This window comes from Spirillospora sp. CA-128828, from assembly GCF_050945415.1.
Taxonomy (GTDB): domain Bacteria; phylum Actinomycetota; class Actinomycetes; order Streptosporangiales; family Streptosporangiaceae; genus Spirillospora.
The window spans coordinates 7,245,251-7,270,131 of record NZ_CP191986.1; the positions used below are offsets into that span (position 1 = coordinate 7,245,251).

The 24,881-nt window shown below is 70.2% G+C and carries 25 protein-coding genes; 12 read left to right on the top strand and 13 right to left on the bottom strand.

The window, feature by feature from the left end:
* Positions 1–40: 40 nt before the first annotated feature.
* From dhaK to ACQPXG_RS34855, 3 genes are all read right to left on the bottom strand, one after another.
* Positions 41–1,039 (bottom strand): dihydroxyacetone kinase subunit DhaK, encoded by a 999-nt coding sequence (gene dhaK / locus ACQPXG_RS34845; protein ID WP_433463388.1) that lies wholly within the window; start codon positions 1,037–1,039, stop codon positions 41–43.
* Positions 1,036–1,797 carry an MIP/aquaporin family protein gene (locus ACQPXG_RS34850; RefSeq protein ID WP_433463389.1) on the bottom strand — a complete coding sequence of 254 codons (762 nt, stop codon included), beginning with the start codon at positions 1,795–1,797 and terminating at the stop codon, positions 1,036–1,038. Before ACQPXG_RS34850 ends, dhaK begins: the two co-directional genes overlap by 4 nt.
* A 141-nt stretch (positions 1,798–1,938) precedes the next feature.
* A complete protein-coding gene (locus ACQPXG_RS34855) occupies positions 1,939–2,715 on the bottom strand; it encodes an IclR family transcriptional regulator (protein ID WP_433463390.1) in 777 nt (258 codons plus the stop codon).
* A 58-nt stretch (positions 2,716–2,773) separates the two neighbouring features.
* Here ACQPXG_RS34855 and dhaM point away from each other — a divergent pair, with 58 nt between their 5' ends.
* Together dhaM and ACQPXG_RS34865 are read left to right on the top strand one after the other, a co-directional pair.
* The gene (gene dhaM / locus ACQPXG_RS34860) at positions 2,774–3,163 is read left to right on the top strand and encodes a dihydroxyacetone kinase phosphoryl donor subunit DhaM (RefSeq protein WP_433463391.1); all 390 of its coding nucleotides are present in this window, start codon (positions 2,774–2,776) and stop codon (positions 3,161–3,163) included.
* Complete coding sequence (locus ACQPXG_RS34865) at positions 3,147–3,428, top strand: HPr family phosphocarrier protein (protein WP_433463392.1); 282 nt, start codon at positions 3,147–3,149, stop codon at positions 3,426–3,428. Before dhaM ends, ACQPXG_RS34865 begins: the two co-directional genes overlap by 17 nt.
* 320 nt (positions 3,429–3,748) lie before the next feature.
* On the opposite strand, the gene ACQPXG_RS34870 is transcribed toward ACQPXG_RS34865, so the two are convergent.
* Complete coding sequence (locus ACQPXG_RS34870; RefSeq protein ID WP_433463393.1) at positions 3,749–5,092, bottom strand: family 43 glycosylhydrolase; 1,344 nt, start codon at positions 5,090–5,092, stop codon at positions 3,749–3,751.
* A gap of 197 nt (positions 5,093–5,289) precedes the next feature.
* Here ACQPXG_RS34870 and ACQPXG_RS34875 point away from each other — a divergent pair, with 197 nt between their 5' ends.
* From ACQPXG_RS34875 to galK, 8 genes are read left to right on the top strand one after another with little or no spacing between them, the layout of a single operon-like run.
* The gene (locus ACQPXG_RS34875; RefSeq protein ID WP_433463394.1) at positions 5,290–6,564 is read left to right on the top strand and encodes an ROK family transcriptional regulator; all 1,275 of its coding nucleotides are present in this window, start codon (positions 5,290–5,292) and stop codon (positions 6,562–6,564) included.
* Positions 6,548–7,396: an ABC transporter permease gene (locus tag ACQPXG_RS34880; RefSeq protein WP_433463395.1), complete on the top strand. Its 849-nt coding sequence runs from the start codon at positions 6,548–6,550 to the stop codon at positions 7,394–7,396. Before ACQPXG_RS34875 ends, ACQPXG_RS34880 begins: the two co-directional genes overlap by 17 nt.
* Positions 7,393–8,211 (top strand): ABC transporter ATP-binding protein, encoded by an 819-nt coding sequence (locus tag ACQPXG_RS34885; protein ID WP_433463396.1) that lies wholly within the window; start codon positions 7,393–7,395, stop codon positions 8,209–8,211. The genes ACQPXG_RS34880 and ACQPXG_RS34885 overlap by 4 nt, the downstream gene beginning before the upstream one ends.
* A gap of 15 nt (positions 8,212–8,226) precedes the next feature.
* Positions 8,227–9,222, top strand: coding sequence for an aliphatic sulfonate ABC transporter substrate-binding protein (locus tag ACQPXG_RS34890; protein ID WP_433463397.1), 996 nt, complete (start codon positions 8,227–8,229; stop codon positions 9,220–9,222).
* Complete coding sequence (locus tag ACQPXG_RS34895; RefSeq protein WP_433463398.1) at positions 9,219–10,724, top strand: sulfatase-like hydrolase/transferase; 1,506 nt, start codon at positions 9,219–9,221, stop codon at positions 10,722–10,724. Before ACQPXG_RS34890 ends, ACQPXG_RS34895 begins: the two co-directional genes overlap by 4 nt.
* Positions 10,721–11,737 carry a formylglycine-generating enzyme family protein gene (locus ACQPXG_RS34900; RefSeq protein WP_433463399.1) on the top strand — a complete coding sequence of 339 codons (1,017 nt, stop codon included), beginning with the start codon at positions 10,721–10,723 and terminating at the stop codon, positions 11,735–11,737. Before ACQPXG_RS34895 ends, ACQPXG_RS34900 begins: the two co-directional genes overlap by 4 nt.
* Positions 11,734–12,816, top strand: a complete 1,083-nt coding sequence (galT, locus tag ACQPXG_RS34905; protein WP_433463400.1) for a galactose-1-phosphate uridylyltransferase — start codon at positions 11,734–11,736, stop codon at positions 12,814–12,816. The genes ACQPXG_RS34900 and galT overlap by 4 nt, the downstream gene beginning before the upstream one ends.
* Positions 12,817–12,819: 3 nt before the next feature.
* Positions 12,820–13,908: a galactokinase gene (gene galK / locus ACQPXG_RS34910; protein WP_433463401.1), complete on the top strand. Its 1,089-nt coding sequence runs from the start codon at positions 12,820–12,822 to the stop codon at positions 13,906–13,908.
* 18 nt (positions 13,909–13,926) lie between these two features.
* Here galK and ACQPXG_RS34915 read toward each other — a convergent pair whose 3' ends face one another.
* Together ACQPXG_RS34915 and ACQPXG_RS34920 are read right to left on the bottom strand one after the other, a co-directional pair.
* Positions 13,927–15,369: an MFS transporter gene (locus ACQPXG_RS34915; RefSeq protein WP_433463402.1), complete on the bottom strand. Its 1,443-nt coding sequence runs from the start codon at positions 15,367–15,369 to the stop codon at positions 13,927–13,929.
* Entirely contained in the window at positions 15,366–15,950 is a 585-nt protein-coding gene (locus tag ACQPXG_RS34920; protein ID WP_433463403.1) for a TetR/AcrR family transcriptional regulator, read from the bottom strand. Before ACQPXG_RS34920 ends, ACQPXG_RS34915 begins: the two co-directional genes overlap by 4 nt.
* Here ACQPXG_RS34920 and ACQPXG_RS34925 point away from each other — a divergent pair.
* Positions 15,931–17,037 (top strand): flavin-containing monooxygenase, encoded by a 1,107-nt coding sequence (locus tag ACQPXG_RS34925; protein WP_433463404.1) that lies wholly within the window; start codon positions 15,931–15,933, stop codon positions 17,035–17,037. The two genes, ACQPXG_RS34920 and ACQPXG_RS34925, sit on opposite strands and share 20 nt — an antisense overlap.
* Positions 17,038–17,064: 27 nt before the next feature.
* On the opposite strand, the gene ACQPXG_RS34930 is transcribed toward ACQPXG_RS34925, so the two are convergent.
* The gene (locus ACQPXG_RS34930; protein ID WP_433463405.1) at positions 17,065–17,202 is read right to left on the bottom strand and encodes a hypothetical protein; all 138 of its coding nucleotides are present in this window, start codon (positions 17,200–17,202) and stop codon (positions 17,065–17,067) included.
* 69 nt (positions 17,203–17,271) lie between these two features.
* Here ACQPXG_RS34930 and ACQPXG_RS34935 point away from each other — a divergent pair, with 69 nt between their 5' ends.
* Positions 17,272–19,572 (top strand): helicase-associated domain-containing protein, encoded by a 2,301-nt coding sequence (locus tag ACQPXG_RS34935; protein WP_433463406.1) that lies wholly within the window; start codon positions 17,272–17,274, stop codon positions 19,570–19,572.
* Between the two features lie 63 nt (positions 19,573–19,635).
* Here the strand turns inward: ACQPXG_RS34935 and ACQPXG_RS34940 are convergent, their stop codons facing one another.
* From ACQPXG_RS34940 to ACQPXG_RS34965, 6 genes are all read right to left on the bottom strand, one after another.
* Positions 19,636–20,664 (bottom strand): lectin-like domain-containing protein, encoded by a 1,029-nt coding sequence (locus tag ACQPXG_RS34940; RefSeq protein WP_433463407.1) that lies wholly within the window; start codon positions 20,662–20,664, stop codon positions 19,636–19,638.
* Between the two features lie 284 nt (positions 20,665–20,948).
* Complete coding sequence (locus tag ACQPXG_RS34945) at positions 20,949–21,653, bottom strand: phospholipase D-like domain-containing protein (RefSeq protein ID WP_433463408.1); 705 nt, start codon at positions 21,651–21,653, stop codon at positions 20,949–20,951.
* A gap of 11 nt (positions 21,654–21,664) precedes the next feature.
* Positions 21,665–22,315, bottom strand: a complete 651-nt coding sequence (locus ACQPXG_RS34950; RefSeq protein WP_433463409.1) for a hypothetical protein — start codon at positions 22,313–22,315, stop codon at positions 21,665–21,667.
* A 1-nt stretch (position 22,316) separates the two neighbouring features.
* On the bottom strand, positions 22,317–23,321 hold the full coding sequence (locus ACQPXG_RS34955; RefSeq protein ID WP_433463410.1) for a hypothetical protein: 1,005 nt from the start codon (positions 23,319–23,321) through the stop codon (positions 22,317–22,319).
* Positions 23,228–23,611 carry a hypothetical protein gene (locus ACQPXG_RS34960; protein ID WP_433463411.1) on the bottom strand — a complete coding sequence of 128 codons (384 nt, stop codon included), beginning with the start codon at positions 23,609–23,611 and terminating at the stop codon, positions 23,228–23,230. Before ACQPXG_RS34960 ends, ACQPXG_RS34955 begins: the two co-directional genes overlap by 94 nt.
* Positions 23,575–24,759 (bottom strand): hypothetical protein, encoded by a 1,185-nt coding sequence (locus tag ACQPXG_RS34965; protein ID WP_433463412.1) that lies wholly within the window; start codon positions 24,757–24,759, stop codon positions 23,575–23,577. Before ACQPXG_RS34965 ends, ACQPXG_RS34960 begins: the two co-directional genes overlap by 37 nt.
* Positions 24,760–24,881 lie beyond the last annotated feature (122 nt).

A 24,881-nucleotide genomic window follows, 5' to 3' on the forward strand; every position in this document is an offset into this window, starting at 1 on the left:
GGCCCGCCGGGACGGGCCGTACCCCACCGGGGTCATCGGGTCAGGTGCCCCAGCGCAGGGCCGGGGTGTTCACCGGGGCGTCCCACAGATCCAGCATCCGCCCGTCGGCCTGGCAGATGGTGAAGGACGCACCGGCCATGTCGAGGCTGGTGACGTAGTCGCCGACGAGGCTGCGGGCGATCTGCACGCCGCGCTCGGCGAGTTGCGCGGCGAGCTCGCCGTACAGCAGGTAGAGCTCGATCAGCGGTGTGCCGCCCAGGCCGTTGACCATGACGATGGCCGGTGTGCCGGTCGTGGGCGGGAGGTCGTCGAGGATGGCGTCGAGGGCGGAGGCGACGATCTCGCGGGCGGGGCGCAGCTTCTCCCGGCTGCGGCCCGGCTCGCCGTGGATGCCGACGCCGACCTCCATCTCGTCGTCGGGCAGGTCGAAGCCGGGCCTCCCCGCACCGGGGGTGGTGCAGGCGGTCAGGGCGACGGCGAAGGAGCGGGAGGCGGCGTTGACCCGGCGGCCGAGGTCGGCGACCGCGTCGAGGCCGGCGCCCTGCTCGGCGGCCGCTCCGGCGATCTTCTCGACGAACAGGGTGGCGCCGGTGCCGCGCCGTCCGGCGGTGAAGGTGGAGTCCTGCACGGCCACGTCGTCGTCGACGAGCACCGTCTGGACCTCGATGCCGTCGTCCTCGGCGAGCTCGGTGGCGAGCTGGAAGTTCAGCACATCGCCGGTGTAGTTCTTGACGATGAACACCGCCCCGCCGCCGGCGTCGGTGGCCTTGGCCGCGGTGTGCATCTGATCGGGCACCGGGGAGGTGAAGACCTCGCCGGGGCAGGCGGCGTCGAGCATCCCCGTGCCGACGAAACCACCGTGCAGGGGCTCGTGGCCGGAGCCGCCGCCGGAGATCAGCGCGACCTTGCCGGCGCGGGGCGCCTCCGCCCTGGTGATCACCCGGTTGACGGTGTCCACGGACAGCGAGGGATGCACGGCGGCCACCCCGGCCAGTGCGTCCTTCAGGACGGTGTCGGGAGCGTTGATGAACTTCTTCATGACGCCAACGCCTCCTTGTCGGCCGCGGTCTGCCGGACGTGCCGCGGGCGTGGCGGCCGGTTGAGCACGGCGACGTAGACGAGCCCGGCGACGACCGCGCCGACGATCTCCGCGGCCAGGTAGACGGGCAGCTGGTCCCAGTGGACGGTCGTGCCGCCGGCCTGGCCGACCAGCATCGGGCCCAGGGTGCGGGCCGGGTTGATCGAGGCGCCGGTGGCCGGGGCGACCGGGATGATGATGGCGAAGACCGCCAGGCCGATCGCCATGCCCGCGAACCCGCCGGGTGCGCGGCGGTCGATCGCGCCGAACACGACCAGGGCGAGCAGGAACGTCCCGATGGCCTCGGCGGTGAAGGCCTGGCCGGGGCCGACGCCCGCGCCGTACGCGGCGATGCCCAGGCCGGTGTCGATCGCCTTGTGCCCGAGCACGCCGACGATGGCCGCACTGCCGAGCACCGCCCCGGCGAGCTGGGCGAGCAGGTAGCCGGGCACCTCGCGCCAGGGCATCCGCCCGGTCGCGGCGAGGGCGAGTGTGATCGCCGGGTTGATCTGGCAGCCGGAGATGTGGCCGATCATGTAGACGGCCGCGATGACGGCGGTGGCGAAGGCCAGGGAGATCATCCCGAGCTGGGCCATGGTGAACGGCGCGTCGCCGCCCAAGATGAGGGTGGCCGGCACCGAGCCGACCCCGATGAACACGAGCATCCCGGTGCCGAGCACCTCTGCGAGGAGTTTCTGCGGGCGACTGTTCTCTTCCATGGTTCCCCACCGGCCGACGGTGCCGCCCGGTGGCTCACCTCCTCAGGATAAGTCGGAACAGTGTTCATCATTGATGAACGCTGAACGGAACTTAAAGGAGGCGGGAGGGTGTGTCAAGGGTCACATGAAGGGAAGGGATGATCAGCCGGCGGCACGCCGGAGCAGGCCGCGGCCCGCGCCCAGGTCACGGGACAGGTTGCGCGCGGTCTCCCGGACCGCCACCGCGAACTCCTCCAGCCGCCCCTCGGCCAGCAGCCGCTCGACCGGTCCGACCACGCCGACGGCGCCCGCGATCTGCCCCGACCGGTCCACGACCGGGGCCGCGATCGCCGCTTCGCCCAGCGCGGACTCCTGGTCCTCCACCGCGTATCCCCGCTGCCGGACGGCCGCGAGCTGCTCGGCGAGCCGCTCAGGCGAGGTCACGCTGGCGCCGGTCAGCACGGCGAGCTCGCCGCCGAGCAACCCGGCTTCGACGGCCTCGGCCTCGAAGGCCACGATGGCCTTGCCCAGCGCGCAGGTGTTCCAGGGGATGCTGGCCCCGACCTCCAGGATCTGCACGGCCCCCTCGGGCCGGAACGCGTGATGGACGATCAGGACGTGGTCGCCGGCCAGCACGCCGACCCACACCGCCTCCCCGGTCTGCACGGCCAGCTGGTCGGCCCAGGTGAGGGAGCGGGTGCGCAGTTCGTGCCCGTCCAGGTAGGCGTTGCCGAGCAGTACCAGGCCCGGGCCGAGGGCATAGCGGCTGGACTCGCGGTCCTGCACGACCAGGCCTTCCGCCTCCAGCGTGCGCAGCATCGCGTGCACGGTCGGCTTGGCGACCCCGAGCCGCTCGGCCAGCTCGGTGACGCCGAGCCGCCGGCCTCCGCCCGCCAGCTCCCGGAGGATCGCCACGGCCCGTTGCACAGACTGGATCATCAACTACCTACTTGTTCGGTATTGCTGAACGACGTTCCGGAATCTAGAGTCTCTGTTCATGCAGCAACCAGTTGGCATCGTACTCGTGTCGCACAGCGCCCAACTCGCCGACGGGCTGGCGGACCTCGTCCGCCAGGTCGCACCGGAGGAAGTGCCCGTCCAGCCCGCCGGCGGCACCGACGACGGCAGGATCGGCACGAGTTACGAGAAGGTCCGCAAGGCGATCGCCGCGGCCGACCGGGGCGCCGGCGTCGCGGTGCTGGCCGACCTGGGCAGTTCGGTGCTCACCACGCGCGCCGTCCTGACCGACCATTCCGCCCCGACCGTGATCATGGCCGACGCGCCCTTCGTGGAGGGCGCCGTCGCCGCCGCCGTCCTGGCGGCCACGGCCGACCTCAAGACCGTCGTCGCCGCCGCCGAGGAGGCCCGCAATGCCGACAAGCTCTGACCCCACCGTGACCACGGCCGCTGCGGACGTCGTCCTCCCCGCCCATCTGCACGCCCGGCCCGCCGGCCACCTGGCCCAGGCCGCCGCGCGGTTCCTCTCCTCGGTGACCCTCCGCCACCAGGACCGCACCGTCGACGCCGCCGGAATCCTCGCTCTCCTGGGCCTGGGCGCGACCGCCGGCTCCACGGTCACCCTCCAGGCCGAAGGCCCCGACGCCGAAACGGCCGTCCGCGCCCTCGCCGAGATCCTCGCCACGGCCGAATAGAGATCAGCCCGAAGCAGGCGACGAACTTCGGCCACAGGCACATCTTCGAGGTCGGTGCCGTCGATCGAGACGCTGCGCTCGCCGACAGGCGGCGCCACGATCGGTACGGTCGGCAGAGCCGACCAGGAACACGAGCTCCGTTGTAGTTGGCACCGAGCGCGCCCAGCGCGGGGAGCGGCTCGACCTGGCCGCCGCCCGCGTCACCGGCTGCGGGAGACCCGAGGGAACAGGCGGTCAGGGCGGCGAGGACTCCGGCGATGGTGAAGATCCGGGTGGTGTGGCGGCGTGTGATGCGTCGGCTACGAGTCCGCGAGTGATCGTCAGCCGTTGGTCGAACGGCCTTGGTTCCGGCGCTGGACGTACAGGCGGCCGCCCTCGCGGCCGGTCCATTCCAGCCGGACGACACCGGGCACAGCGGCGTCGGCGATCCGCGACGGGTCGGCAAAGTAGCCGGCATTCGGGTTGCGGAAGAACGTCGACCACGGCCGGCCGCCGCCGTCGGTGAAGAAGTTGTTGTGGCCGGCGCCGACGCCCGCGGTCCACCGCTCCGAGTACGGGCCCTCGAAGGTGTCCGACACAGCGGCGATCACGTCGTATTGGTACTGCGTGCGGCCGGGGCCGGGCGGATCGTAGGCGTAGCGCGTACCGCCTTCGGAATCGGTCGACGTCCGATCCCACGCGGCGTGCATGAGGTAGTACTTGCCACCGAACTTGAAGACGTAGGCGCCTTCGAGGTACGGCTCGGGCGAGTAGGGCGTTTGCTGGAACTTCGGCAGGTTGGTCGTGGGGACGATGTCTTCCATGTCGTCGCGGAACTTCGCGTACAGGTCGTTGTGCAGCACAAGCCACGCGTCGTCGTTCTCGGCGAAGAGTCCGCCGTCGATGTGGTGGTAGGCGCCGGGCTCGATGAAGCTCGGTCCGCCCGTGACGGGGTCGCCGAACGGCTTGTCGTGGTTGCCCTCGACGAGCCGGTACGGGCCTTCGATCCCGCCCTCGCTCACCAGCATGAACGAGCCGACCTTGCGGGAGTGGTCGCCCATGCACGCGACGATGTACCACGTCCCGCGGAAGTAGTGCAGCTCCGGCGCCCAGACCTCGCCGCGCTTCCCGAACTGGTCGTCGTACCAGTACTCCTGCCACGGAGCGACGATCGTGCGTCCGGACCGATTCTCGCCGACGAACTCAGGGGACCACACCTTCCCCTTCTCGGCGTCGGACCGGACCTTGGTCGTGTCGACCAGCCGCCACGGCCCCCGCAGTGACGGTGACACCCACACGAAGATGCCGTCGTTCCACGGGGCGGCTCGGTCGAGTCCGGGCACGCGGGTGGTCCCGGTGGCGACGTAGAGCGGGCGTCCCTTGACGACGAAGCAGTTGACGTAGGTGTCGCGCATCCAGACCAGGCCGCGTTCCCGGTCGCGGGGGCGCAACTCCAGCGGGAGGATGAAGGAGTTGTCACTACGCGGCCACAGGTCTTGCCGGGTGTCGGCGAGACCGTAGGGCTTGAGGTCGGGCCAATTCGACGGGTACCGCCGCATCGACGCGGCCTCCGTCGGGGACGCCTGCGCGGCGGTGGCGGGCAGTACCGCCCCGGCCAGGGAGCCGGCGACACCGATCAACAAGGACCGTCGGCCGAGGTGCAGGCCGTGATCGGAGCTGGTCATCACTCACTCCTCCTTCGTCGCGCAGGACGCCCGTGCCCTGCCTGGGAGGAGACGTTATAGAGACTCATTCCGTCGGTGAACACACGGCAGAAAGGTCGTTGAACGCGTGCTGAGACGGGTTACGGCACCGGTTCGGAAACGCAGGATCTTTCTGTCGGAGTGTTGACGGAAAAATCCGCCACTGTCAGCGTTGCCCCATGACAACGTCGGCCGGAGTGCATGCGCTGGTAAGACGCACTCACGAAGAACGCGTCCTGCGCGTCCTGCGTGAGCACGGCGCCTTGAGCCGCGGACAGATCGCCCTCGCCGTGGGCCTGTCCCGCACCACCCTTTCCGAGATCACCGGCAGCCTTCTGCAGCGAGGCGCCATCGTGGTGGTCGACACCGACGCGGCCAAGCGGGAGGGCAGCGGCCGGCCCGCCGAGCGGCTCGCCCTGGACCCCGCCTCCGGGCAGTTCATGGGCGTCGACTTCGGCCATCGGCGGGTCCAGGTGGCGGTTGCGGACGCCTCACACGAGATCGTCGTCTCCGGGTCGGACCGATACGACGACGCCTCGTGGCCGGTCCGGCTCGACATGGCGTTCCGGCTCATCGACCGCCTCGGTGCCGAGTCCGGAGTGCACTACGGCGCGCTCCAGGGCATCGGCATCGGGGTCCCCGGGCCGTACTGCGCGACGCCGGGCGTTCTCGTGACGGCGCCGCGCGAACCGGCGGCGGCCGACGCCCCCGAGGCGGCGGCGCAGGCCGCGTTCGCGACGCGGTTCGGGGCACCCGTCATCGTGGACAACAACACCCGGCTGGCCGCGCTCGCGGAGGTCGTCTTCGGCCACGGCTCCGTCGACGACCTTCTCTACCTGCGGATCTCCGATGGCGTCGGCGGAGGGCTGGTCGTCGGCGGACGCCTGGTCACCGGGTCGTCAGGGCTGGCCGGCGAACTGGGGCACATCACGGCGGACCCGAACGGGCTGGAATGCCGGTGCGGTAAGAAGGGCTGCGTCGAGACCCTGGCGTCGGTTCCCGCCATCCTGAGAGCCTGCCGGGAGCAGGGTCTGGCCCTCCGGGATCTCGACGACCTGGCCGCCGCGGTCGAGCGTTCCGACCCGATCGCCGACCGGGTGCTGCGATCGGCCGGATCGGCCATCGGCCGGGTCCTGGGCGACGCGTCCCTCATCCTCAATCCCGCGGACATCGTCATCGGCGGAGAGATCACCCGGGTGGCGCCCGCGCTGCTCCAGGCGGCCGCCGCCACCATCGCGCCCGAGCATTTCCCAGGCGCGCCCAAGCCCGTCGTGCGTCGAGCCGAACTCTCCGACGACGACGGCGCGCTCGGCGCCCTCGCCGCGCTCTTTCACAGCTCACCGCTGCTGGCGGCCTATCCGGAGGCCCCCGAGGCGAACCCCGCCGGTTCCGCGTCGATCGAGCGTGCACGAAAGGCAACGAACAGAGGAGTGGGTTATGGCCGTGCTCAGTGACCAGGGCCCCCAAGCGAGCCGCATCGGCCGGGGCGGCTCGAACGCATCAGCCGGCGAGGGTCGTTCGAGCAGGTCGGCGGGCCCGCGCCGGAGGGGACTCTCCCTGCTGCTGAACGCCGTGTCCGTCGGGTTCGGCATCGCCCTGTGGTGGGGGCTGGCCGCGGCGGGCTTCACTCTCCCGACGCCGAGCGAGGTGGTGTCGAAGGCGGGCACGCTCCTCTCGGATGGGACACTCCAGAAGGACATCCTCGCCAGCCTGGGCCGGGTACTCGCCGGTTTCGCCCTCGGGACCGCCCTCGCGATCCCGGTGGGCTTCCTCATGGGCTGGTACGGCTTCGTCCGCGGCCTCGTCGAACCCTGGGTGCAGTTCTTCCGCACCATCCCGCCGCTGGCCATCATCCCGCTGGCCATCGTGCTGATGGGCATCGGCGAGACACCGAAGATCTTCGTCATCTTCCTGGCGGCGTTCCTCGTCTGCGTCATCTCGACGTTCCAGGGCGTGGTGGACGTCGACCGAACCCTGATCAACGCCGCCCGCGTGCTCGGCGCCAGGGACGCCGGCATCTTCCTGCGCGTGGTGGTGCCGGCCTCGACCCCGTTCATCCTCGTCGGCATGCGGGTCGGGCTCGGCTCGGCGTGGGCGACGCTGGTCGCCGCCGAACTCATCGCCGCCCAGGAGGGCCTCGGGTTCAGGATGCAGAACGCGCAGCTCTACTACGACCTGCCCACGATCTTCGTCGGACTCATCACCATCGGGATCCTCGGCCTGCTCATGGACCGGGTGCTCCTGCTGGCCGAACGCAAACTCACCGGATGGCAGGAGCGCCGATGACCACCCCGCCAAAGATCTCGGTCAAGGGCATCACCAAGACCTTCGTGCTCGGCAAGGATTCCTTCACCGCGCTGGACCACGTCTCACTCGACATCGCGGACAACGAGTTCGTCACGGTCGTGGGCCCGTCCGGATGCGGCAAGAGCACGCTGCTCAACATCCTGGCCGGCCTGGAGGAGCCCACGGAGGGGCAGGCGCTCGTGGACGGCTCGGCGGTCTCCGGTCCCGGTCCCGAGCGCGGCGTCATCTTCCAGCAGTACGCGCTCTTCCCCTGGCTGACCGTCCGCAAGAACATCGAGTTCGGGCTGAAGACCGCGCGCGTGCCCAAGGCGGAGCGCCGCGACCGGGCCCAGCACTTCATCGAGATGGTCGGGCTGGAGCAGTTCGCCGACGCGCTGCCCAAGATGCTGTCCGGCGGAATGCGGCAGCGTTGCGCGATCGCCCGCGCGTACGCCGTGAACCCTTCGATCCTCCTGATGGACGAGCCTTTCGGCGCCCTCGACGCGCTCACCAGGGTGAAGCTCCAGGAGCAACTGCTCGACACCTGGAGCAAGGAGCAGCGCACCGTTCTGTTCATCACCCATGACGTCGACGAGGCGGTCTTCCTGGCCAATCGCGTCATCGTGATGGCCGCCGACCCAGGCCGCATCTACGACGTGGTCGAGGTCGACCTTCCTTACCCGCGGTCCGAGGAGTTCCGGCTCAGCACGGAGTTCGCAGCACTGCGCAACCGCGTCTGGCACTCCGTGTACCACCAGGACGGCCGCACCGCCGCCGATTCGAAGCACCCCATGCCGTCATCGACAACGGCCTGACCCCGAGGGACGGACATGTCACTGCCACGCACGCTCTCAGCCGCGACCTCCTTCGGCTTGGCCGCCGTGATGATGCTCTCCGCCTGCGGCACCGGCTCTGGCGGCGGTGGAGACGAGCAGAAGGTCGACTTCGGTTACATCGCCGACTACAACGGCACCAGCCTGCTCGCCATCGCCGAGGACCAGAAGATCTGGGAGAAGCACGGTCTCAAGGTCAACGCCAAGGTGTTCACCAACGGTCCGCTGCAGATCCAGGCGCTCGGCACGGGCGATCTCGACGTCGGGTACATCGGCCCCGGCGCGTTCTGGCTTCCGGCCTCCGGCCAGTCGAAGATCATCGCGATCAACACGCTCGGCAACGCCGACCGGGTCATCGCGCAGCGCGGCACCGCCTCACTGGCGCAGCTCAGAGGCAAGACCGTGGGGGTTCCCGAGGGAACCTCGGGCGACATGATCCTCACCCTCGCCCTCAAGAAGGCCGGCCTCACGAAGAAGGACATCAAGGTCGTCAACATGGACGCGTCGACCATCGTGTCGGCCTTCTCCTCCAAGAAGATCGAGGCCGCGGGATTCTGGTACCCGGCCATCGCGACGATCAAGAAGCGGGTCCCCGGCCTGACCGAGCTGGCCAAGAACTCCGACTTCGAGTCGCAGATGGCCTTCCCGACCGCGTTCGTCGCGGGCAACAAGTTCGTCTCCGGCGAGAAGGACAAGACCGCGAAGACGATCGCGGCGCTCCGCGAGGCGATGGAGTACCGCACCGCCCACATGGACAAGTCGATCGAGCTCACCGCCGAGATGCTCAACGTGCCGGTCGAACAGGTGAAGGCCGACGCCGCCAACGTCAAGGTCCTCTCCGTCGACGAACTCGACACGATGACCAAGGACGGCACCATCGACAAATGGCTCACGGGGATGAACGGCTATTTCGTCGAGGCGGGCAAGCTCAAGTCGCCCGTCGCCCCGAAGACCTACTACACCGGCGACCTGTTCACGGCGGGCACCAAGTGACGAATCCGAAGAACATCCTTTTCTTCATGACGGACCAGCACCGGGCGGACACCCTCGGTGCGTACGGCAACCGGCTGGCGGCGACGCCCGTCCTCGATGAGCTGGCGAGAAGCGGCACCCGCTTCGAGCGGTGGTACACGCCGACGGCGATCTGCACACCGGCGCGTGCCAGCCTGCTCACCGGGCAGGCGCCGTTCCGGCACAAGCTGCTCGCCAACCACGAGCGCAACGTCGGCTACATCGAGGACCTCGCCGAGGGACAGTTCACGTTCTCGCAGGCGCTCCGAGAGAAGGGCTACAACTGCGGCCTCATCGGAAAGTGGCACGTCGGCACCGAGAAGACCGCCCGCGACTTCGGCTTCGACGGGCCGGATCTGCCCGGCTGGCACAACCCCGTCGACAACCCCGATTACCTGGCCTATCTCGCCGAACACGACCTGCCCGCGTACGAGATCTCCGACCGGATCCGCGGCACGCTGCCCAACGGCGGCCCCGGCAACCTGCTCGCCGCCCGGCTGCACCAGCCCGTGGAGGCGACGTTCGAGCACTACCTCGCGACCCGGGCGATCGAGACGCTCGAACGGTACGCCGCCGACGTGCGGAACCGGGAGAAGCCGTTCTTCCTGGCCCTGCACTTCTTCGGACCCCACCTGCCGTACATCCTGCCGGACGAGTACTTCGACCTCTTCGACCCGGCCGACATCGAACTGCCGCGGTCGGTCGCGGAGACCTTCCAAGGCAAGCCTCCGGTACAGAAGAACTACAGCGCCCACTGGACGTTCGACACCATGCCGATCGAGACCACGCGCAAGCTGATCGCCGTCTACTGGGGATACGTCGCGCTCATCGACCGGCAGATCGGCCGGGTCGTGGACGCCATGGAGCGGCTCGGGCTCGTCGACGACACCGCGGTCTTCTTCACCTGCGACCACGGCGAGTTCACCGGTGCGCACCGGCTGCACGACAAGGGCCCGGCGATGTACGAGGACATCTACCGCACGCCGGGGCTGCTTCGCGTGCCCGGCCGGCCCGGCGGTGTGATCCGGGACGAGTTCGTGAGCCTGCTCGACTGCACCGCGACGATCCTCGAACTCGCCGGCCTCGATCCCAAGACGGCGGTCGACTCGCGCAGTCTGCTGCCCCTGCTCGGCGGTGAGGAGGCCGAATGGGACGACGACATCGTGTGCGAGTTCCACGGCCACCACTTCCCCTATCCCCAGCGGATGCTCCGCACGGACCGGTACAAGCTGGTGGTGAACCCCGACTCGATCAACGAGCTCTACGACCTGGAGACGGACCCGGACGAGCTGCTCAACCGCTACGAGCACCCTGAAATGCAGGACATCCGCACGTACATGATGCGCCGCCTCTACACCGTGCTGTGTGAGCGAGGCGACAACTTCTATCACTGGATGACGTCCATGTACGACGTCGGCGAGGTGGCGTACGACCCCACGCTGAGCGGTCTGGACGAAGCCACCTATCAGAAGCTCGACCAATGACCGAGGGCACCATGGCCGCTGCCTCGGCACCACTCGGGGCGGATCCCAGGCGGGCCCGCCAGGAGCCGTGCTGCTCACCCACCCTCCAGCACGACGGCCAGCGCGGGCCCCGGCCGATCGATCCGGGGCGGGGCACCGCGACCTCGCCCGCCGAGCAGTGCTCCGTTCCGGGCGGCCGGTTCCTCATGGGCGACCGCCTCGGCGACGGCGACCCGGCCGACGGTGAGGTCCCGGTGCACGAGGTCCACGTCGATCCGTTCACCATCGACGCCACCGCGGTGACGAACGGCGCTTTCGCCGCCTTCGTCGATGCCACCGGCTACGTCACCGACGCGGAGTCGCACGGTTTCTCCGCCGTGTTCCACATGGCGCTCGCGGCTCACCCCTCGGACGTGATGGGGCCGGCCGCCGGCGCACCCTGGTGGCTCGGCGTGCGCGGCGCGTCCTGGCGGAACCCGGGCGGACGGTTCAGCGACCTGGAAGGGCTGGACGACCATCCGGTGGTCCACGTGAGCTGGGACGACGCGGTCGCCTACTGCACGTGGAGCGAGCGGCGGCTGCCCACCGAGGCCGAGTGGGAGTTCGCCTCCCGGGGCGGCCTCACCGGTGCTCGATTCCCTTGGGGAGACGAACTGAAGCCGGACGGCGTGTGGCGCACCAACATCTGGCAGGGCGACTTCCCGGCGCACAACAGCGCCGAGGACGGCTGGGTGACCTCCGCGCCCGTCCGCTCCTTCACGCCCAACCACTACGGGCTCTGGCAGACGGTCGGGAACGTCTGGGAGTGGTGCGCCGACTGGTTCGACCCGTCCTACTACCGGACCTCGCCGAGCGACAACCCGCAGGGCCCTGGCCGAGGCACGACAAGGGTGCTCCGTGGCGGCTCCTACCTCTGCCACGACTCCTACTGCAACCGCTACCGCAACGCCGCCCGCTCCTCGAACACACCGGACTCGTCCATGGGGAACGCCGGATTCCGCACGGTCGCCACCACCCGTCCCGAGGAAGCATGACGCCGCACAAGACCGCCACGACGCTCGCCGACGGACGGGAGCTGATCTACTTCGACCTCGGTGCCGGCGCACGGCGGAGAAGGACCGACCCGCGGTCGCTGCCGCCGGTCAGCACGACCGCGCAGATGCGCTGGGACCCGTTGCTGGAGGAGTGGGTCATGATCGCGTCGCACCGGCAGGACCGCACCTTCCTCCCTCCGGCCGACGAGTGTCCGTTGTGCCCTTCGGTGAACGGGCACCGGACCGAGATCCCCGCGGACGACTACGACGTCGTGGTCTTCGAGAACCGCTTCCCGAGCCTCTCGACCAGCGCGGCGCTGGACGACGCCGGCGGCGGCCACCCGCCGGCCGAGGTCCGCCCGGCCGTGGGGCGCTGCGAGGTGGTCTGCTTCTCCAGTGATCACTCCCGGAGGTTCGCCGACCTCCCGCCCGGCCACGCACGGCTGGTGGTCGACGCGTGGGCGGACCGCACCCTGGCGCTGTCCGGCGTCAAGGGCGTCGAGCAGGTCTTCTGCTTCGAGAGCCGCGGAGAGGAGATCGGCGTGACCCTGTCCCATCCGCACGGCCAGATCTACGCGTACCCGTTCACGACGCCGCGGACGTCGCGCATGTTCCAGGCGGCCGCGCACCATCGCCGGCGTACCGGCGGAGACCTGCACACCGACGTGCTCGACGCCGAACGCCGGTCCGGCATCCGTATCGTCGCCGAGAACGAGCACTGGTCGGCGTTCGTGCCGGCGGCGGCACGCTGGCCGCTGGAGGTCCACCTCTACCCCCGCCGCAGGGTGAAGTCCATCCCCGACCTCGACGACGCGGAACGCGACACGCTGGTGGCGATCTACCTGGATCTGCTCGCGCGCCTCGACCGGCTGTACGACCGGCCGTTGCCCTACATCTCGGCGTGGCACCAGGGGCCGGTCGACGACCCTGACGACCTCGGTTACCTGCACCTGCAGCTCTTCTCGATACGGCGCTCCGCGGACAAGCTGAAATACCTCGCCGGCTCCGAGTCGGGGATGGGCGCCTTCGTCACCGACACCCTCCCCGAGCAGGTGGCCCGCCGCCTGCGCGAGGTCTGAGCCGTGCGCACGGGAACGTGGTCCGCGCCCGGAAGGGTGAACATCATCGGCGAGCACACCGACTACAGCGGTGGCTACGCCCTGCCCTTCGCCCTCGCCCAGCGCACCGTGGTGCACGCCCGGCTCCGCGCCGACGGCCGCATCACGGTGGCGTCCGACGGGTACGGCGAGGTGGAGTTCCCCGTCGCGACCCGCCCCGGCGAGGTCACCGACTGGGGCGCCCATGTCGCCGGCGTGGCGTGGGCGCTGGGCCGATCGGGGGCCGCTCTGTCCGGAGCCGACCTTCGTGTCCACAGCGCCGTTCCACACGGTGCGGGCCTGTCCTCGTCGCACTCGCTCGAGTGCGCCGTCGCGCTGGCCCTGGACGGCCTGCACGACCTCGACCTGGGCCGCGACCAGCTGGTCCGTATCGTGCAGCACGCAGAGAACGAGTACGTCGGCGCCCCCACCGGGGTCATGGACCAGATGGCCTCCCTCTACGGCGAGGCCGACCGGGCGATCCTCGTCGACGCGCGTCATCTGACCGCCGAGCCGGTGCCCTGCGAGTTCGCGTCCAGCGGGCTCGATCTCGTCATCGTCGACACCCGGTCACGGCACCGGCACGCCGACGGCGAGTACGGCGCCCGTCGCAGGACCTGCCACGAGGCGGCAGAGTCCCTCGGGTTGAAGGACCTCCGCGACGTGGCCGACCTCGACGACGCCCTCGCCCGCCTCACCGATCCGGTGGCCGTACGGCGAGTCCGGCACGTCGTGCGCGAGAACGCAAGGGTCCTCGACGCCGTCGAACTGCTCCGCGGGGGACGGGTGCGGGAACTCGGTCCGTTGCTGACCGCCTCGCACGCCTCGCTCCGCGACGACTACGAGATCACCGTCCCCGAGCTCGACGTGACCGTCGAGGCCGCTCTCGCCGCCGGCGCGCTGGGCGCCCGGATGATCGGCGGCGGCTTCGGGGGGTCGGTGATCGCACTGGTCGAGCGGGCCGGCCGGAAATCCGTCGAGGCCGCCGTGGAGGACGCGTTCCGGCGACGCGGATTCGCCGAGCCCGGATTCCACGTCGCCCACCCCTCACGTGGTGCGGGCAGGGACCGGTGAGCCGGGGCCGCCGCCCGTTCAGCGGCTGGCGGCAGGGCTGTCGTTGCTCTGCGGTTCAGCCGCTGCCGAGCCCGGCGCTCGCCGGAGCGTGAGCGCGGCGACGATTGTGATGCCCATCATCGCGGCGCCGAGCCAGGAGGCCGTGGTGTATCCGCCGTCGGTGGGGAACCTCGAACCGGCCGGGGTCTGAGCGGCCAGGGTCAGGCCGCCCAGGGTGCTGCCGATGGAGAAGCCGACGCTGCGGACGACCTGGTTGAAGCTCATCGCACTGGAGGTCTCCTGCACCGGGGTGACGGCGAGGATCGCGGTCGGCATCGCCGCCGAGAAGACGCCGACGCCCAGACCCAGCACGCCCATGACCGTGAACGCCTGCCACAGTTGGCTCCGGGTCAGGGCGAACAGGGCCAGCGCCGCCAGCACCGCCGCACCGCCCACGGCCAGGACCGCGGACGGGGCGAGCCGCTTGTGCAGCGGCCGCACCAGCCTCCCGCCGGCGAACCCCAGTGCGGAGAACGGGACCAGCACCAGGCCCGCGACGAAGACGTCGACGCCGAACCCGTAGCCGGCCGACTCGGGCGTCTGCACATAACGGGTGACCAGTGTCAGCAGCAGATACATGCCGACGCCGCCGAGCAGCATGACCGCGTTGGCCCCCGCCACTGCGGGGGTGCGCAGCAGGGCGAGATCCACCAGCGGGACGGCGTACCGGCGTTCGCGGCGCACCCAGGCGCCGATCAGCACGGCCGCGGCGGCCAGGAGCGCGGTGCCGAACGCCGGGCGATGGGTCCACATGGTGGTCTGGCTGATCGCCAGGAGCAGGGCGAGCAGGCCACCGCCCAGCAGCACCGCGCCCCGCACGTCGAGCGCCGCGGAGCGGCCGGCCGGCGGGTGGGGCACCGACCGCCAGGCGGCGGCCAGCGCGACCGTGGTGATCAGCAGGCCGAGCCCGTACGCCGCCCGCAGCCCGGCCACGCTGGTCAGCAGCCCGGCCAGCGGGTAGCCGATGCCGATGCCGATGGTCGAGGCCACCGACAGCAGCGCGATCGCCTGGCCGGAGCGCCCGGCGGGCAGGTGGTCGCGGGCGACGCCCATCACGAGCGCCGTCAGCCCCAGTCCCGCCCCCTGGCCCACCCGTCCGGCCAGCAGCCAGCCGAAGGACGGCGGCACCACCGTCAGCACGCTGCCCACCACCGTGACGCCCATGGTGGCCAGGACGACCTGCCGGCGGCGCGGGCCGGCGCCCAGCCGGCCCAGCACCGGGGTGGCGATGGCACCCACCAGCAGCGGGGCGGTGAGCGTCCACTGCGCGGCGGCCAGCGAGACCTCGAACTCGTCCGCCACCGGGGTGATCAGCGGCGCGCCGAGGCTGCCGACGACGGCGACGACCAGCGCGATGAACATCAGCGCGGGCACCAGCAGACGCCCGGTGGCGGCCGCGGGCGTGCCGCCGTTCGCGGTCACAGGTTCGCCTCGGCGGTCAGGTGTGCGAACAGACCGGCGTGGATGCGGGTGGTCGCCTGGCTTGCCCAGTCGGCGTCGATGTCGGCGGTGGCCAGGGCGGCGTTGGTGTTGAGCAGCATCCCGTACGCCATGAACGTCTTGATCTGCACTGCGTCGAGGCCGGTTGCGTCGCTGACGGTCTGCCACAGCCGGCCGAAGTTCTCGCGCACGGCCTCACGCACCTCGGCATCACCGCATGCGGCGAAGGCCTGCAACTGGAGCAGAAGCAGGGTGTGGTTCCGCAGGCTGTCGTAGTACCGCCGGCCCATGGCCGCCAGAGCATCGAGGCCGGAGGCCGTGCCGGCGGATGCGGCGAGTCCGTCCGCCATCTCGGCGAACGCGCGGCCCACCACCTCAAGGAAGAGCTGCTTCTTGGTGCCGAACAGGCGGAAGACGTAGGCGTGCGTGATACCCGCCTTACGCGCGATCACCTCGGCCGACACCCCGTGCAGACCATGCTGCGCGAACTCCTCCGCGGCGAGCCTCAGCACCTGCTCGCGGCGGTCGGCGCCGGCCAGCCGTTTGCCGCGCTCTACGGCCACGGCCACCTCCCAGGAAGGTACTAGTAAGTCACTTGTAACTTACCTCTGCGGACGTCCGGGCGGCAGTCCTGCCCTGGCGCGCCGACCGCAGACTTCACCGAGGCTCGGACGCTGGGTGAGCCGGGACGACTACGTCGCCTACCTCGAGGCCTTCGCCGCCCATCACCGCCTCGACGTCCGCTTCGGGGCGGAGGTCACCCGCATCGTCCCCTCCGCGGGCCACCGCTGGGTGGCCACCACCTCGGGCGGCGACGTCCGATGCGACGACATCGTGGTGGCCACCGGGCATGAACACCTTCCGTGGACGCCCGGCTGGCCGGGACTCGACGACTTCGCAGTGCCGGTCGCCCACACCTCGTCGCGTCGGAGTGTGGCCGGTCTAGCAGGACAGCGCGTCCTGCTGGTCGGCGCGGGCAATTCCGGGATCGAGTTCGCCGAGCAGCTCGTCCGCGCGGGAGTGGCCGGGCTGTGGCTGTCGATGCGCACCCCGCCGACCCTCATGCCGCTCCAGGTCGCGGGAGTTCCGCTGCAGCCCGTGGCCGTGTCCTTGGCCCGGCTGCCCGAGAAGTGGCGGGACGCGGTCGCCCGCCGGATCTCCCGGCTGGCCCTCGGCGACCTCGCGCCCTTCGGGCTCCCCGCCCCGGCACAGGGTCCCTATGAGCGGCTGCGGACCTCCGGCGTGACCGCCGCCGTCGACCGCGGTTTCGCGGCTCATCTCAAGGCCGGCCGGCTCACCATCGTTCCCGAGATCGACCGGCTGGACGGCACCCGGGTCGTCCTGCGGGACGGGCGCGTCCTGCGACCCGACATCGTGCTCGCCGCCACGGGCTACCGGCCCGGCCTGGAAGCCATGGTCGGGCATCTGGGAGTGCTGGACACCGACGGCCTGCCGACGGCCGCGGCCGCGCCGGGATTGTGGTTCGTGGGCTATCGGCCGTCCCTCAACGGCAACCTGCGCCTGCACCCCGCCGAGGCACGCCGTGTAGCCGACACCATCACCCGAAGCCGCCCCACAGCCCGCCGTACCTCACCCCGCCGCGTTCCCTTCCCGCGCCGTTTCGCAGACTGCCGCTGCGGAGGTGGATGAGAATCGCCGACCACGCTCTTCCCCGCATCACGATGCTGGACGTGCTTCCGTCTCTGCTAGCGGACGGATGCCCGGGATCGCCGAGCGGGTCGTCACGAACTCGATGATCTCGTAGCGGACGGCGCCGGTGATCGTCCGCCAGGAGCGCGCCGAGCGGCTCGTCATGCACGATTTCGCAGGTCAGCCCCTCGGTAGCGACAGCAGGGTGAGAACGCCGAGGTCCAGGGCACGCCGGTGGAGCCGGGTCAGCTGCCGGTCGGTCGGGGCGTCCTCGAACACCGGCCGCACGCCCGCGCGCCGGGCCGCCGCACGGAGCCGTCCGGGCAGGCCGGGCGGTACACCCGGCGGGATACCGACGGTGAACTCCGTCGCCCCGGCGGCTCCGGCGACGGCACGTGCGGCGCGGGCCGCCGCGCCCGGCCCGGCCGTCTTCTCGGATTGTGGCGGCGGGTGGGGCGTTGCGCTTGGGTGGTGCTCGTTTGCTTACCGAATCCGGTGGCCCGCGGAGGGAGAACGCGCATGACGGGGACGCCGTTGCCGGACTGGCTGGCCACGCTCGAACAGGGCGCGCTGGCTGAGGTGCTGGCGGTTCGGGCCGATGTCTGCGGGACGGGCGAGCCGGGCGGGTGGGGCGATCTGGCCGAGCGGCTCCAGCAGCCGCAGTCGGTGGAGTGGGCGCTCAAGCGGTTGACGCGGCCCTGTCTTCAGGTTGCGGAGACGGCTGCGGCGCTCGGGCAGGACGCGACCAGGGCGAGGATCACGGCGCTGCTGGGCGGGCCCGGTGGTGTGGTGGACGACGCGTTGACGACGTTGGAGCGGCATGCGCTCGTGTGGCCCGGTCAGGGCGGGGTACTGCACGTTGCCGAAGCACTTCGCGAACGGTGGCCCAGGCGGCGCGGACCGGCGGAGAGGGCGCCGTTGGACCCGTTTCCGCCCGGGCTGCCGACCGTCCTGGTCGATCCGGAACGGGTGAAGCGCACGGCTGCTGCGCAGCTCGGAGAATTCGTCGGGCATACGGCAGGGGTGCTCGCCGAGTGCGCGAGGCGGCCGTTGCAGGCCTTCAAGGTGGCCGGAGTGCAGCCGAAAGCACTTCAGCGGGTGATGCGGGCCGCGCGTTGCAGCGATGCGTCCGCACGGCCCGCGTTGGCCTGTGCTCAGCGCGCTGGGCTGTTCGTCAGCGACGGGACGGACATTCGCTTGTCGCCAGCGGGTGATGCGTTCACGCTACTGCCGCCGGCTGAACAGGCCGCTCGGCTGCTGCTCGCGTGGTGGAGGCTGCCGTCCGCGCCGACGCGTACCCGTTCGAGCGATGGCAAGCAGTTGTATCCCCTGAGCGCGAAGGCCGTTTGTGACGGCTGCGTCCAGGTGCGGCACGAACTCGTGACAGTCCTGGAGGGGGTGCCTGAAGGGCAAGGTGTGCAGGCGCCCGAGGATCTCGCCAAGGCGCTCGACTGGCACCGGCCGCTTGCCTGCGACCACCCGCCGCAGAGCGCGCTGCTGCAAGAGGTCGTGCTGCTCGGGCTGGTCGTGCATGGGGTGCTCTCTTCGTTCGGCGTGCTCCTCGCCGCCGGAGACCATGCCGGTCTGGCGCGAGGAGCGTCCCCGCTGCTTCCGGCGTTCACCGAGCGCGCGACGATCGCTTCGGACCTCATGGTGACCGTCCGGGGAACACCGTCGAGGCAGTTGGCGAAAGACCTCGACGCGGTCGCCGAGAGTCTGATCGGACCGGTCTGGAGGATCAGCGACCAGAGCCTCCGGCGGGCCCTGGAGTCGGGCATGAGCGCCGCCGACCTGGAAGCGGGCCTCGCCGCGATCAGCGCTGCACCTCTCCCGCGGCTGCTGCGGCGCAAGATCGCGGAGGCGGCGGGCGGCCACGTCCCGTCGCCCCGGCTCCGGGAGGTGCCGGCCACCTGTGTCTTCCACAGTGCCGACACCGAACTGCTCGCGCGGGCCGTCCGGGATCCGGCACTCCAGAACCTCGGCGTGCGACTGCTCGCACCCGGCCTCCTCATCGCCACGAGCCCGCGCGAAAGCGTGCTCGCGGCGCTGCGCGCCGCCGGGTACGCCGCGGCTGAAGACCCCGTTCCCGGGCCGCTTCCCCCTCTGGCCTCCGACGAGCCGCCGCCCGACTTCGACGCACTCGCCGAACGGCTGCGCAAGGATCCGCACGTCCCGCCGCGGTCCCCTGCTCGAACCCGGTCGGCCGCGCCCCGCCCTCCGCGCCGATCCCGCGGACGTTCGGCTCTGGAACGAGCGCAACGCGTCATCACCCGCGAGGCCCGCGAGCTCAAGTCCGATGAGATCCGGCTGCTCGCTCACGCCGTCGCGGAGAACGACCGTGTCCGGATCACCTACGTCGACCAGAACGGCGTGGAGACCGATCGGGTCATCGGCCCTCCCTACGAGCTGGTGCAGATGAACAAGAAGAAGCTGCTCAAAGCGATCTGCGAGATGCGCAGCGCAGAGACGGGACACCAGGAGGAAAGGAACTTTCACTACTCCCGCATCCAATCCGTCGAAGCAGTGGACGGCTGATCCCACTACCTCTGGTACCGGGCACCCGACCCGCCCCGCCCGGTAGCCGTTCGCCCGGGCGGGTCAAGTCACGGAGCGCAGGGTGACCTTTCGGATGAGGTGCACGTCGGTGAGCGGTCCCGTGGAGGCGGCGAACCCGAACTTGAAAGTGCTCGGGACGGGCTCGGGAGCACGGAATCGCAGCACTCGCTGGAAGCCATCGCCGTCTCGGAAGTCGATGTCGACCGTCGCCACCGGGCGTGGACCAGGTGGGATCACGATGCGGACCGCCCGTTTCACCGGTTCCAGCAGGGCTTCGGATCGTGTCGGTGTGACGCGGGCGGGCATCTTTTTCAGATTGCCGTGCAGTCGTCCGGGAAGTGCGGACGCCCAGGGGCCGACGGTCGCCTTGTTGCTCGTCGAAGCGTCGAGATAGCAGTATCCCTCGACGCCGTTTCCCGGACCGCGGGCGGTCACGATGTTGGGGCCCGGAGAAGGCGCCTGGAACCTCGTCCCGGCCGGGGATCGCCGCTGGCAGCCATTCCCGCGCTTTTCTCCATCACCGAAGTAGTCGCCCAGGACATCAAGCCCGATACCGAGATATCCACCGTCGACACCCGGGACGAACTGGCCTCCGGATCCACCGTCCGGCACCTTCTGGGCGTAGCCGAGGCTTCCGCCGAACGCGCCCGGCGTGGTGAGCCGTCTGGCTCCATCGGTCAGGAAGAAGGAGATCCCGTCCGCCGGCGTCCGCGTGGTGCTGCCGTACTGCCACTGCTCGAAGGTCACCTCCAGCCCGCCCTTCGCCGAAACCGGCGAGTCGAACAGCACCGCGCCGGTCTCCTCGAAATGGGCATCGGTGAGCTGGAGATATCCGTGCGGCGCCGCACCGGCCGGGGGGACGGGACCGGCCGGATCCGGGTGGCATCCGCCGAGCGGGTGATTCGCGCCCTCCGCGAGCCGGCCTCCACGCCGCGCGCCCGTCAGGCAGGCGGCCCCGTACCCGATCAAGCGTGAGTCCGCGGTGGCTCCGGTGAACGACTCGTTGACCAGTACCGCTCCCGGACGCCGGTGGGCCGCCGAGGCATACCCGGCCGGCACGACGGCCGCCATGACTCCGACCAGCGCGATGAAACAAGGCGCTACACGTCCCAATCTCGACGCTCCCTTTTCGGATTCTAAGTGATCTCCCTCGCCGAATTCATTTGAACACGAATCCCGCGACGAGTGCCACGCATTGCCACTCTCATCGCAGTAATCAAATCAAATCATTACAAGAATGCGTGGCATCCCATCAAGCGGGCACGCCTTCGTCATGACCGGACCTCGGTGGGTCGCGACCCGTGCTTGAAAGAGAGCAGATGATGGCTTCGGCATCGGCGTGGCCGGCCGCGAGGTCACGGCAGCCGGTCGGCATCCGGGTCGATGGACTCCCCCCACATCCCGTCCGCGACGGGGTCGTCCCGCACCAGCCCCTTCGCTCCGAGGAGCGGGCTGTACTCCAGCGCGGTGTTGTCGACGACCATCGCCTCGGGAGGCGGCTTCTGCCAGATCTTCAGGCCGGACTCCCAGGTGGCGAGCCGAGTGTGCGGGACGGCCAGGTGCTTGTGCCACAGGTTCACTCGCAGGTCCCGGGCGAACCGCCGGCCGCTCATCCTCCCGATCATGTCGTCGGTGATGCCCGCGACGATCTCGCTGTCGAAGGTGTAGCCGCGGTCGTCGACGTTGACGGTGCCGATGACGGCGAACTCGTCGTCGATGAGGCACGTCTTGGCGTGGACGTAGGGGCCGCACCACTTCCGGCGCTCATCGTCCGGGCTCCTGGTCAGCGAGAACATCCGCCACTTCCGCCCCCCGGGATCGGCCTTGGCGAAGTCGGCCCGCATCTCGTTGCGCGCGCCGATGAGATAGGGAAACTCGTTCGGGAACTTGCCGGCCGGGGTGATGAGCTCCTTGTCGTGCTCGAAGGACCGCGAGTTCTCCATGAGGATGAGAAGGAACTTGAACTGGGGATCGCGGAGGCGGTCCACCAGCAGCGCCTTGAGCCTCCGGCTCACCAGGTACTGGTCCTCGATGTAGATGTAGTGGCGCGCCTGACTCACCGCCTTCTTGATCAGCTCCCAGGCGGTCCGCTCCCCCGACGGCGCGAACCCGTATCGAGCGCGCCGTACACGACGAGCAGTTTCTGGTGATGAGCGCCGCCGCCCAGCCGCCCGGCGGGAGCGCCGCCGTACCGCAGGAACGGCAGCTTCCGGTCCAGGATCGCCGCACCATTGGGGAGGCCGTCGAGAAATCGCGTGATGGGAACGTTGTTGCCAGTGGAAGGCGACATGTCCGGCTCTGTCTCGACACCAGGGTTGTCCCAGAACATGCCCCGGACCTGGGCCTTAGCCCTCCGCAGCAGATCGCCCAGTGTGACCGCCGAGGCGCTGCCCGTCTTCTCCAGCATGACCACCGCCGGGTCGACGCTCCAGCCGAGGATGTAGACCCGGTGGTCGAGGGACGTGGCGGTGGCGATCGCGGTGCCCATGTCGACGAAAGCGCACCTGCCGTAGACATACGGGACGACGGCGTTGCCCATCGTCGGCAGCGGCCCCGGCCGGCCGTACCAGCGGAGCATCTGCTCCTTCACCAGCTCGTGTTTTCCGGCGGACGCCGGATCCGACGCGTCCAGGGCCGGTCGGTGCGGGAGCTTGGCGACTTCGTCCGCGTCCTCCTGGCAGGTGGTGAACGGTTTCGGTGGTCCGTACGACTTCGGCGGCACGTCAGCCGTCCTGCGCCGGGTTGCTGGCGACGGTGATGTCGATGCCGGACGTCGGCGTGTACTCGCTCCATTCGGCGATCAGCTCACCCTTTTCCCCCGGCTGGGTGACCGGGAACGGGGACGCCGCCGTGCCCGTGTGCGCCTTGCGGAGCCGGCCCACCTTGATGTGGGTCGCATCCGGGATGTCGACGATCGTCTGAGCCTCCTGGCTGTGGTCCAGCCCCCGGACGGAGTCGATCACCACCTGCGCCCCGACCAGGAAGCCCGCGCTGTTGGCCACCTGAATCGAGACCGGGCCCGTGCTCGGGCCGACACTGACGGGGGAGGTCGTGAACACCGCGTCCTCCAGCCGTGCCGCCGTCTTGCCGGGGTTGGCGGGCGGGATACCGGGGTAGTTGCGGTCGTCGTAGGCTGCGATCTCCTGGGCGATGGTCCAGTACGGCGACGTGGGGTCCGGCGCGGTCGGGTCGTCGAGCAGGCCGCGGTCGACGAAGTTCGCCCACCGCGTCTCCCAGCCCCGCCGGACGGTGAGCACGACCCTGGCGCTGCCCGCGCGCAGGAACGCCTGGCGCGTGGCGTCCGGGTGCTCGATCTGCCTGATGAAGTCCCAGCTGGCCGGCACGTCCCAGAAGTAGGAGTAGAGGAACGTCACGACGTTCTCCCACTCGATCGCCTGGTTGACGAACCGGACGATCTCCTCGTACTGCCGCACCAGGGTCCACTCGGAAGAGTCCGGCTTGATGACGCCCGTGTCGAAGCCCGTGCCATGCTCGACGTCCACCTTGGCATCCGTGAACGCTTTGAGGACGTCGCCCGGCATCGTGGGGAAGCGATTGCCGAGCAGATACCGCAGCACCCCCTTCATCACCTCGTCGTTCTCCTCGCGCCGCAGCGTGAGGGTGTCGACGTTCGTCAGCCGCTCCTCCAACGCCGCGATCCTGCCCGCGATCTCCTGCTGCTCGGCGAAGTACTGCGCCTGCGCCGCGTTGTAGAAGCCGTTCCACACGTCCGAGCGCGCTCCATGGACTCCTTGGTGGGGACGCAGTTGACGGTGAACGTGATCGTGGCCGAGTTGACGTCCTCGAACAGCAACCGGATGGGCTGCGCGTCGGTGGCGCCCAGGAGGAAGGGGGTCGTGCCGTCGTGGGCGACGAGGGCCTCGTCGACGTAGTCCTTGTGGTGGCCCCACGGCTCGAAGCTGAGGTCGGAGCCGATGACGGTGAACCTTCCGTCATGCTCGGCGTGCTCCATGCTGGCGTTCAGCACCACCGACGCGATCTGGTAGTTCGGCGGCACGTTCGCCGTGACCTGCCGCCGTGGCGGCCCACCCCCAGGTCCAGCCCCTCCACGGACAGCGTGAGGATCTTCTTCGCCGCGGGCGGCGGGGGCGGCGCCGGTGCGTGGAACCGATCGGCCAGCACCAGGTGGTGCGGCTGATCCGGGGTGGGCGGGTCGGTCACCGGCGGCTTGGGATCGTCCTTGCGGATGTCGGCCGTGATGTCGCTGTGGGGGAGGTTGAACACGAACGGACCCAGCCGGGCCTTCAGCGCGGCGAGCTCGGCGTAGGACCGCCGGATCGACGCGGCGGGCTCGGGCAGGACGATGTCGTAGGTCGAGCGCAGCCCGTACCGGTACAGCCGCACCCGCCATTTGCGCATCATGCTGTAGTAGTCGACGCGGATCGGGTCGGTGTCGTTCGGATTGCGCAGCGTCCGCGTGGTGCTCTGCGACGTCCCGGTGACCGTGGTCGTCGCGATGGTGACCTTGTGCTCCTGCTTGGCGCGGGAGGACGCCTTCTGCGTCAGGCCGGTCGCGTGCTTGCGGCTCTCGGTCGCCGACTGCGACTCCTTGCCCTGCCCGGTGAAGGACGACGTCACCGACCCGGAGATCACCGGGATCCCACCGGAGACGGTGCCGGTGATGTTGAACTGGTTCGAGTGCTCCTGCTGGGAGTTCGTCGACTGGGAAAGCTCGGTGTTGTCGGTCACCCCCGTCTCGCTCAGCGTTTCCAGCGAGTCGGTGACGATCGAGGTGAACTCCTTCTTCTGGACCGACCACTCCTTCCGCGTCACCGCGGTCTGCTCCAGCGGGGCCAGCGGGACCGTGCCGACAAGCTCGCCGCGCTCGATCCCGGCGGGCGTCATCTCCAGCCCCTCCAGGTTCAGCGCCCCCACCATGGAGGTCGCGCTGCCGATCTCCAGCCCCCTGACCGCCAGCACCGCGCTGTGCAGGTCGTTGCGCGCGGCACCGGCCGCCGCGTCCGAGTCGTCCTTCTCGGCGGTGATCCGCTTCAGGTCACCGCGGCGCAACTCCACCACGGCCTGGCCGAACCCCCGGAGCACCTCGACCGGAACGTCGGCGAGCGCTTGCGCGGCCTGCAGCAGCGGCGGGCCGCCGGGCCCCTCGAACGAGCCCAGCAGTTCCAGCACGGCGTCGTCCGGCACGAATGCGCTTCCAGTCCTGCGTTGAGTTCCGGCCCGGGCTCATGACGAAGTTGCGCTCTCCGCGTCTGCCCACGGAGAGCGTGCTGGACTGCTGGGAGGGCGGCGGGGCCGCCTGGGTGGGG

What these genes read in the sequence shown, in the direction of transcription:
- dhaK (WP_433463388.1), bottom strand. Translation starts at nt 1,039, where the DNA reads ATGAAGAAGTTCATCAACGCTCCCGACACCGTCCTGAAGGACGCACTG.
- ACQPXG_RS34850 (WP_433463389.1), bottom strand. Translation starts at nt 1,797, where the DNA reads ATGGAAGAGAACAGTCGCCCGCAGAAACTCCTCGCAGAGGTGCTCGGC.
- ACQPXG_RS34855 (WP_433463390.1), bottom strand. Translation starts at nt 2,715, where the DNA reads ATGATCCAGTCTGTGCAACGGGCCGTGGCGATCCTCCGGGAGCTGGCG.
- dhaM (WP_433463391.1), top strand. Translation starts at nt 2,774, where the DNA reads ATGCAGCAACCAGTTGGCATCGTACTCGTGTCGCACAGCGCCCAACTC.
- ACQPXG_RS34865 (WP_433463392.1), top strand. Translation starts at nt 3,147, where the DNA reads ATGCCGACAAGCTCTGACCCCACCGTGACCACGGCCGCTGCGGACGTC.
- ACQPXG_RS34870 (WP_433463393.1), bottom strand. Translation starts at nt 5,092, where the DNA reads ATGACCAGCTCCGATCACGGCCTGCACCTCGGCCGACGGTCCTTGTTG.
- ACQPXG_RS34875 (WP_433463394.1), top strand. Translation starts at nt 5,290, where the DNA reads ATGACAACGTCGGCCGGAGTGCATGCGCTGGTAAGACGCACTCACGAA.
- ACQPXG_RS34880 (WP_433463395.1), top strand. Translation starts at nt 6,548, where the DNA reads ATGGCCGTGCTCAGTGACCAGGGCCCCCAAGCGAGCCGCATCGGCCGG.
- ACQPXG_RS34885 (WP_433463396.1), top strand. Translation starts at nt 7,393, where the DNA reads ATGACCACCCCGCCAAAGATCTCGGTCAAGGGCATCACCAAGACCTTC.
- ACQPXG_RS34890 (WP_433463397.1), top strand. Translation starts at nt 8,227, where the DNA reads ATGTCACTGCCACGCACGCTCTCAGCCGCGACCTCCTTCGGCTTGGCC.
- ACQPXG_RS34900 (WP_433463399.1), top strand. Translation starts at nt 10,721, where the DNA reads ATGACCGAGGGCACCATGGCCGCTGCCTCGGCACCACTCGGGGCGGAT.
- galT (WP_433463400.1), top strand. Translation starts at nt 11,734, where the DNA reads ATGACGCCGCACAAGACCGCCACGACGCTCGCCGACGGACGGGAGCTG.
- ACQPXG_RS34930 (WP_433463405.1), bottom strand. Translation starts at nt 17,202, where the DNA reads ATGACGAGCCGCTCGGCGCGCTCCTGGCGGACGATCACCGGCGCCGTC.
- ACQPXG_RS34940 (WP_433463407.1), bottom strand. Translation starts at nt 20,664, where the DNA reads ATGGCGGCCGTCGTGCCGGCCGGGTATGCCTCGGCGGCCCACCGGCGT.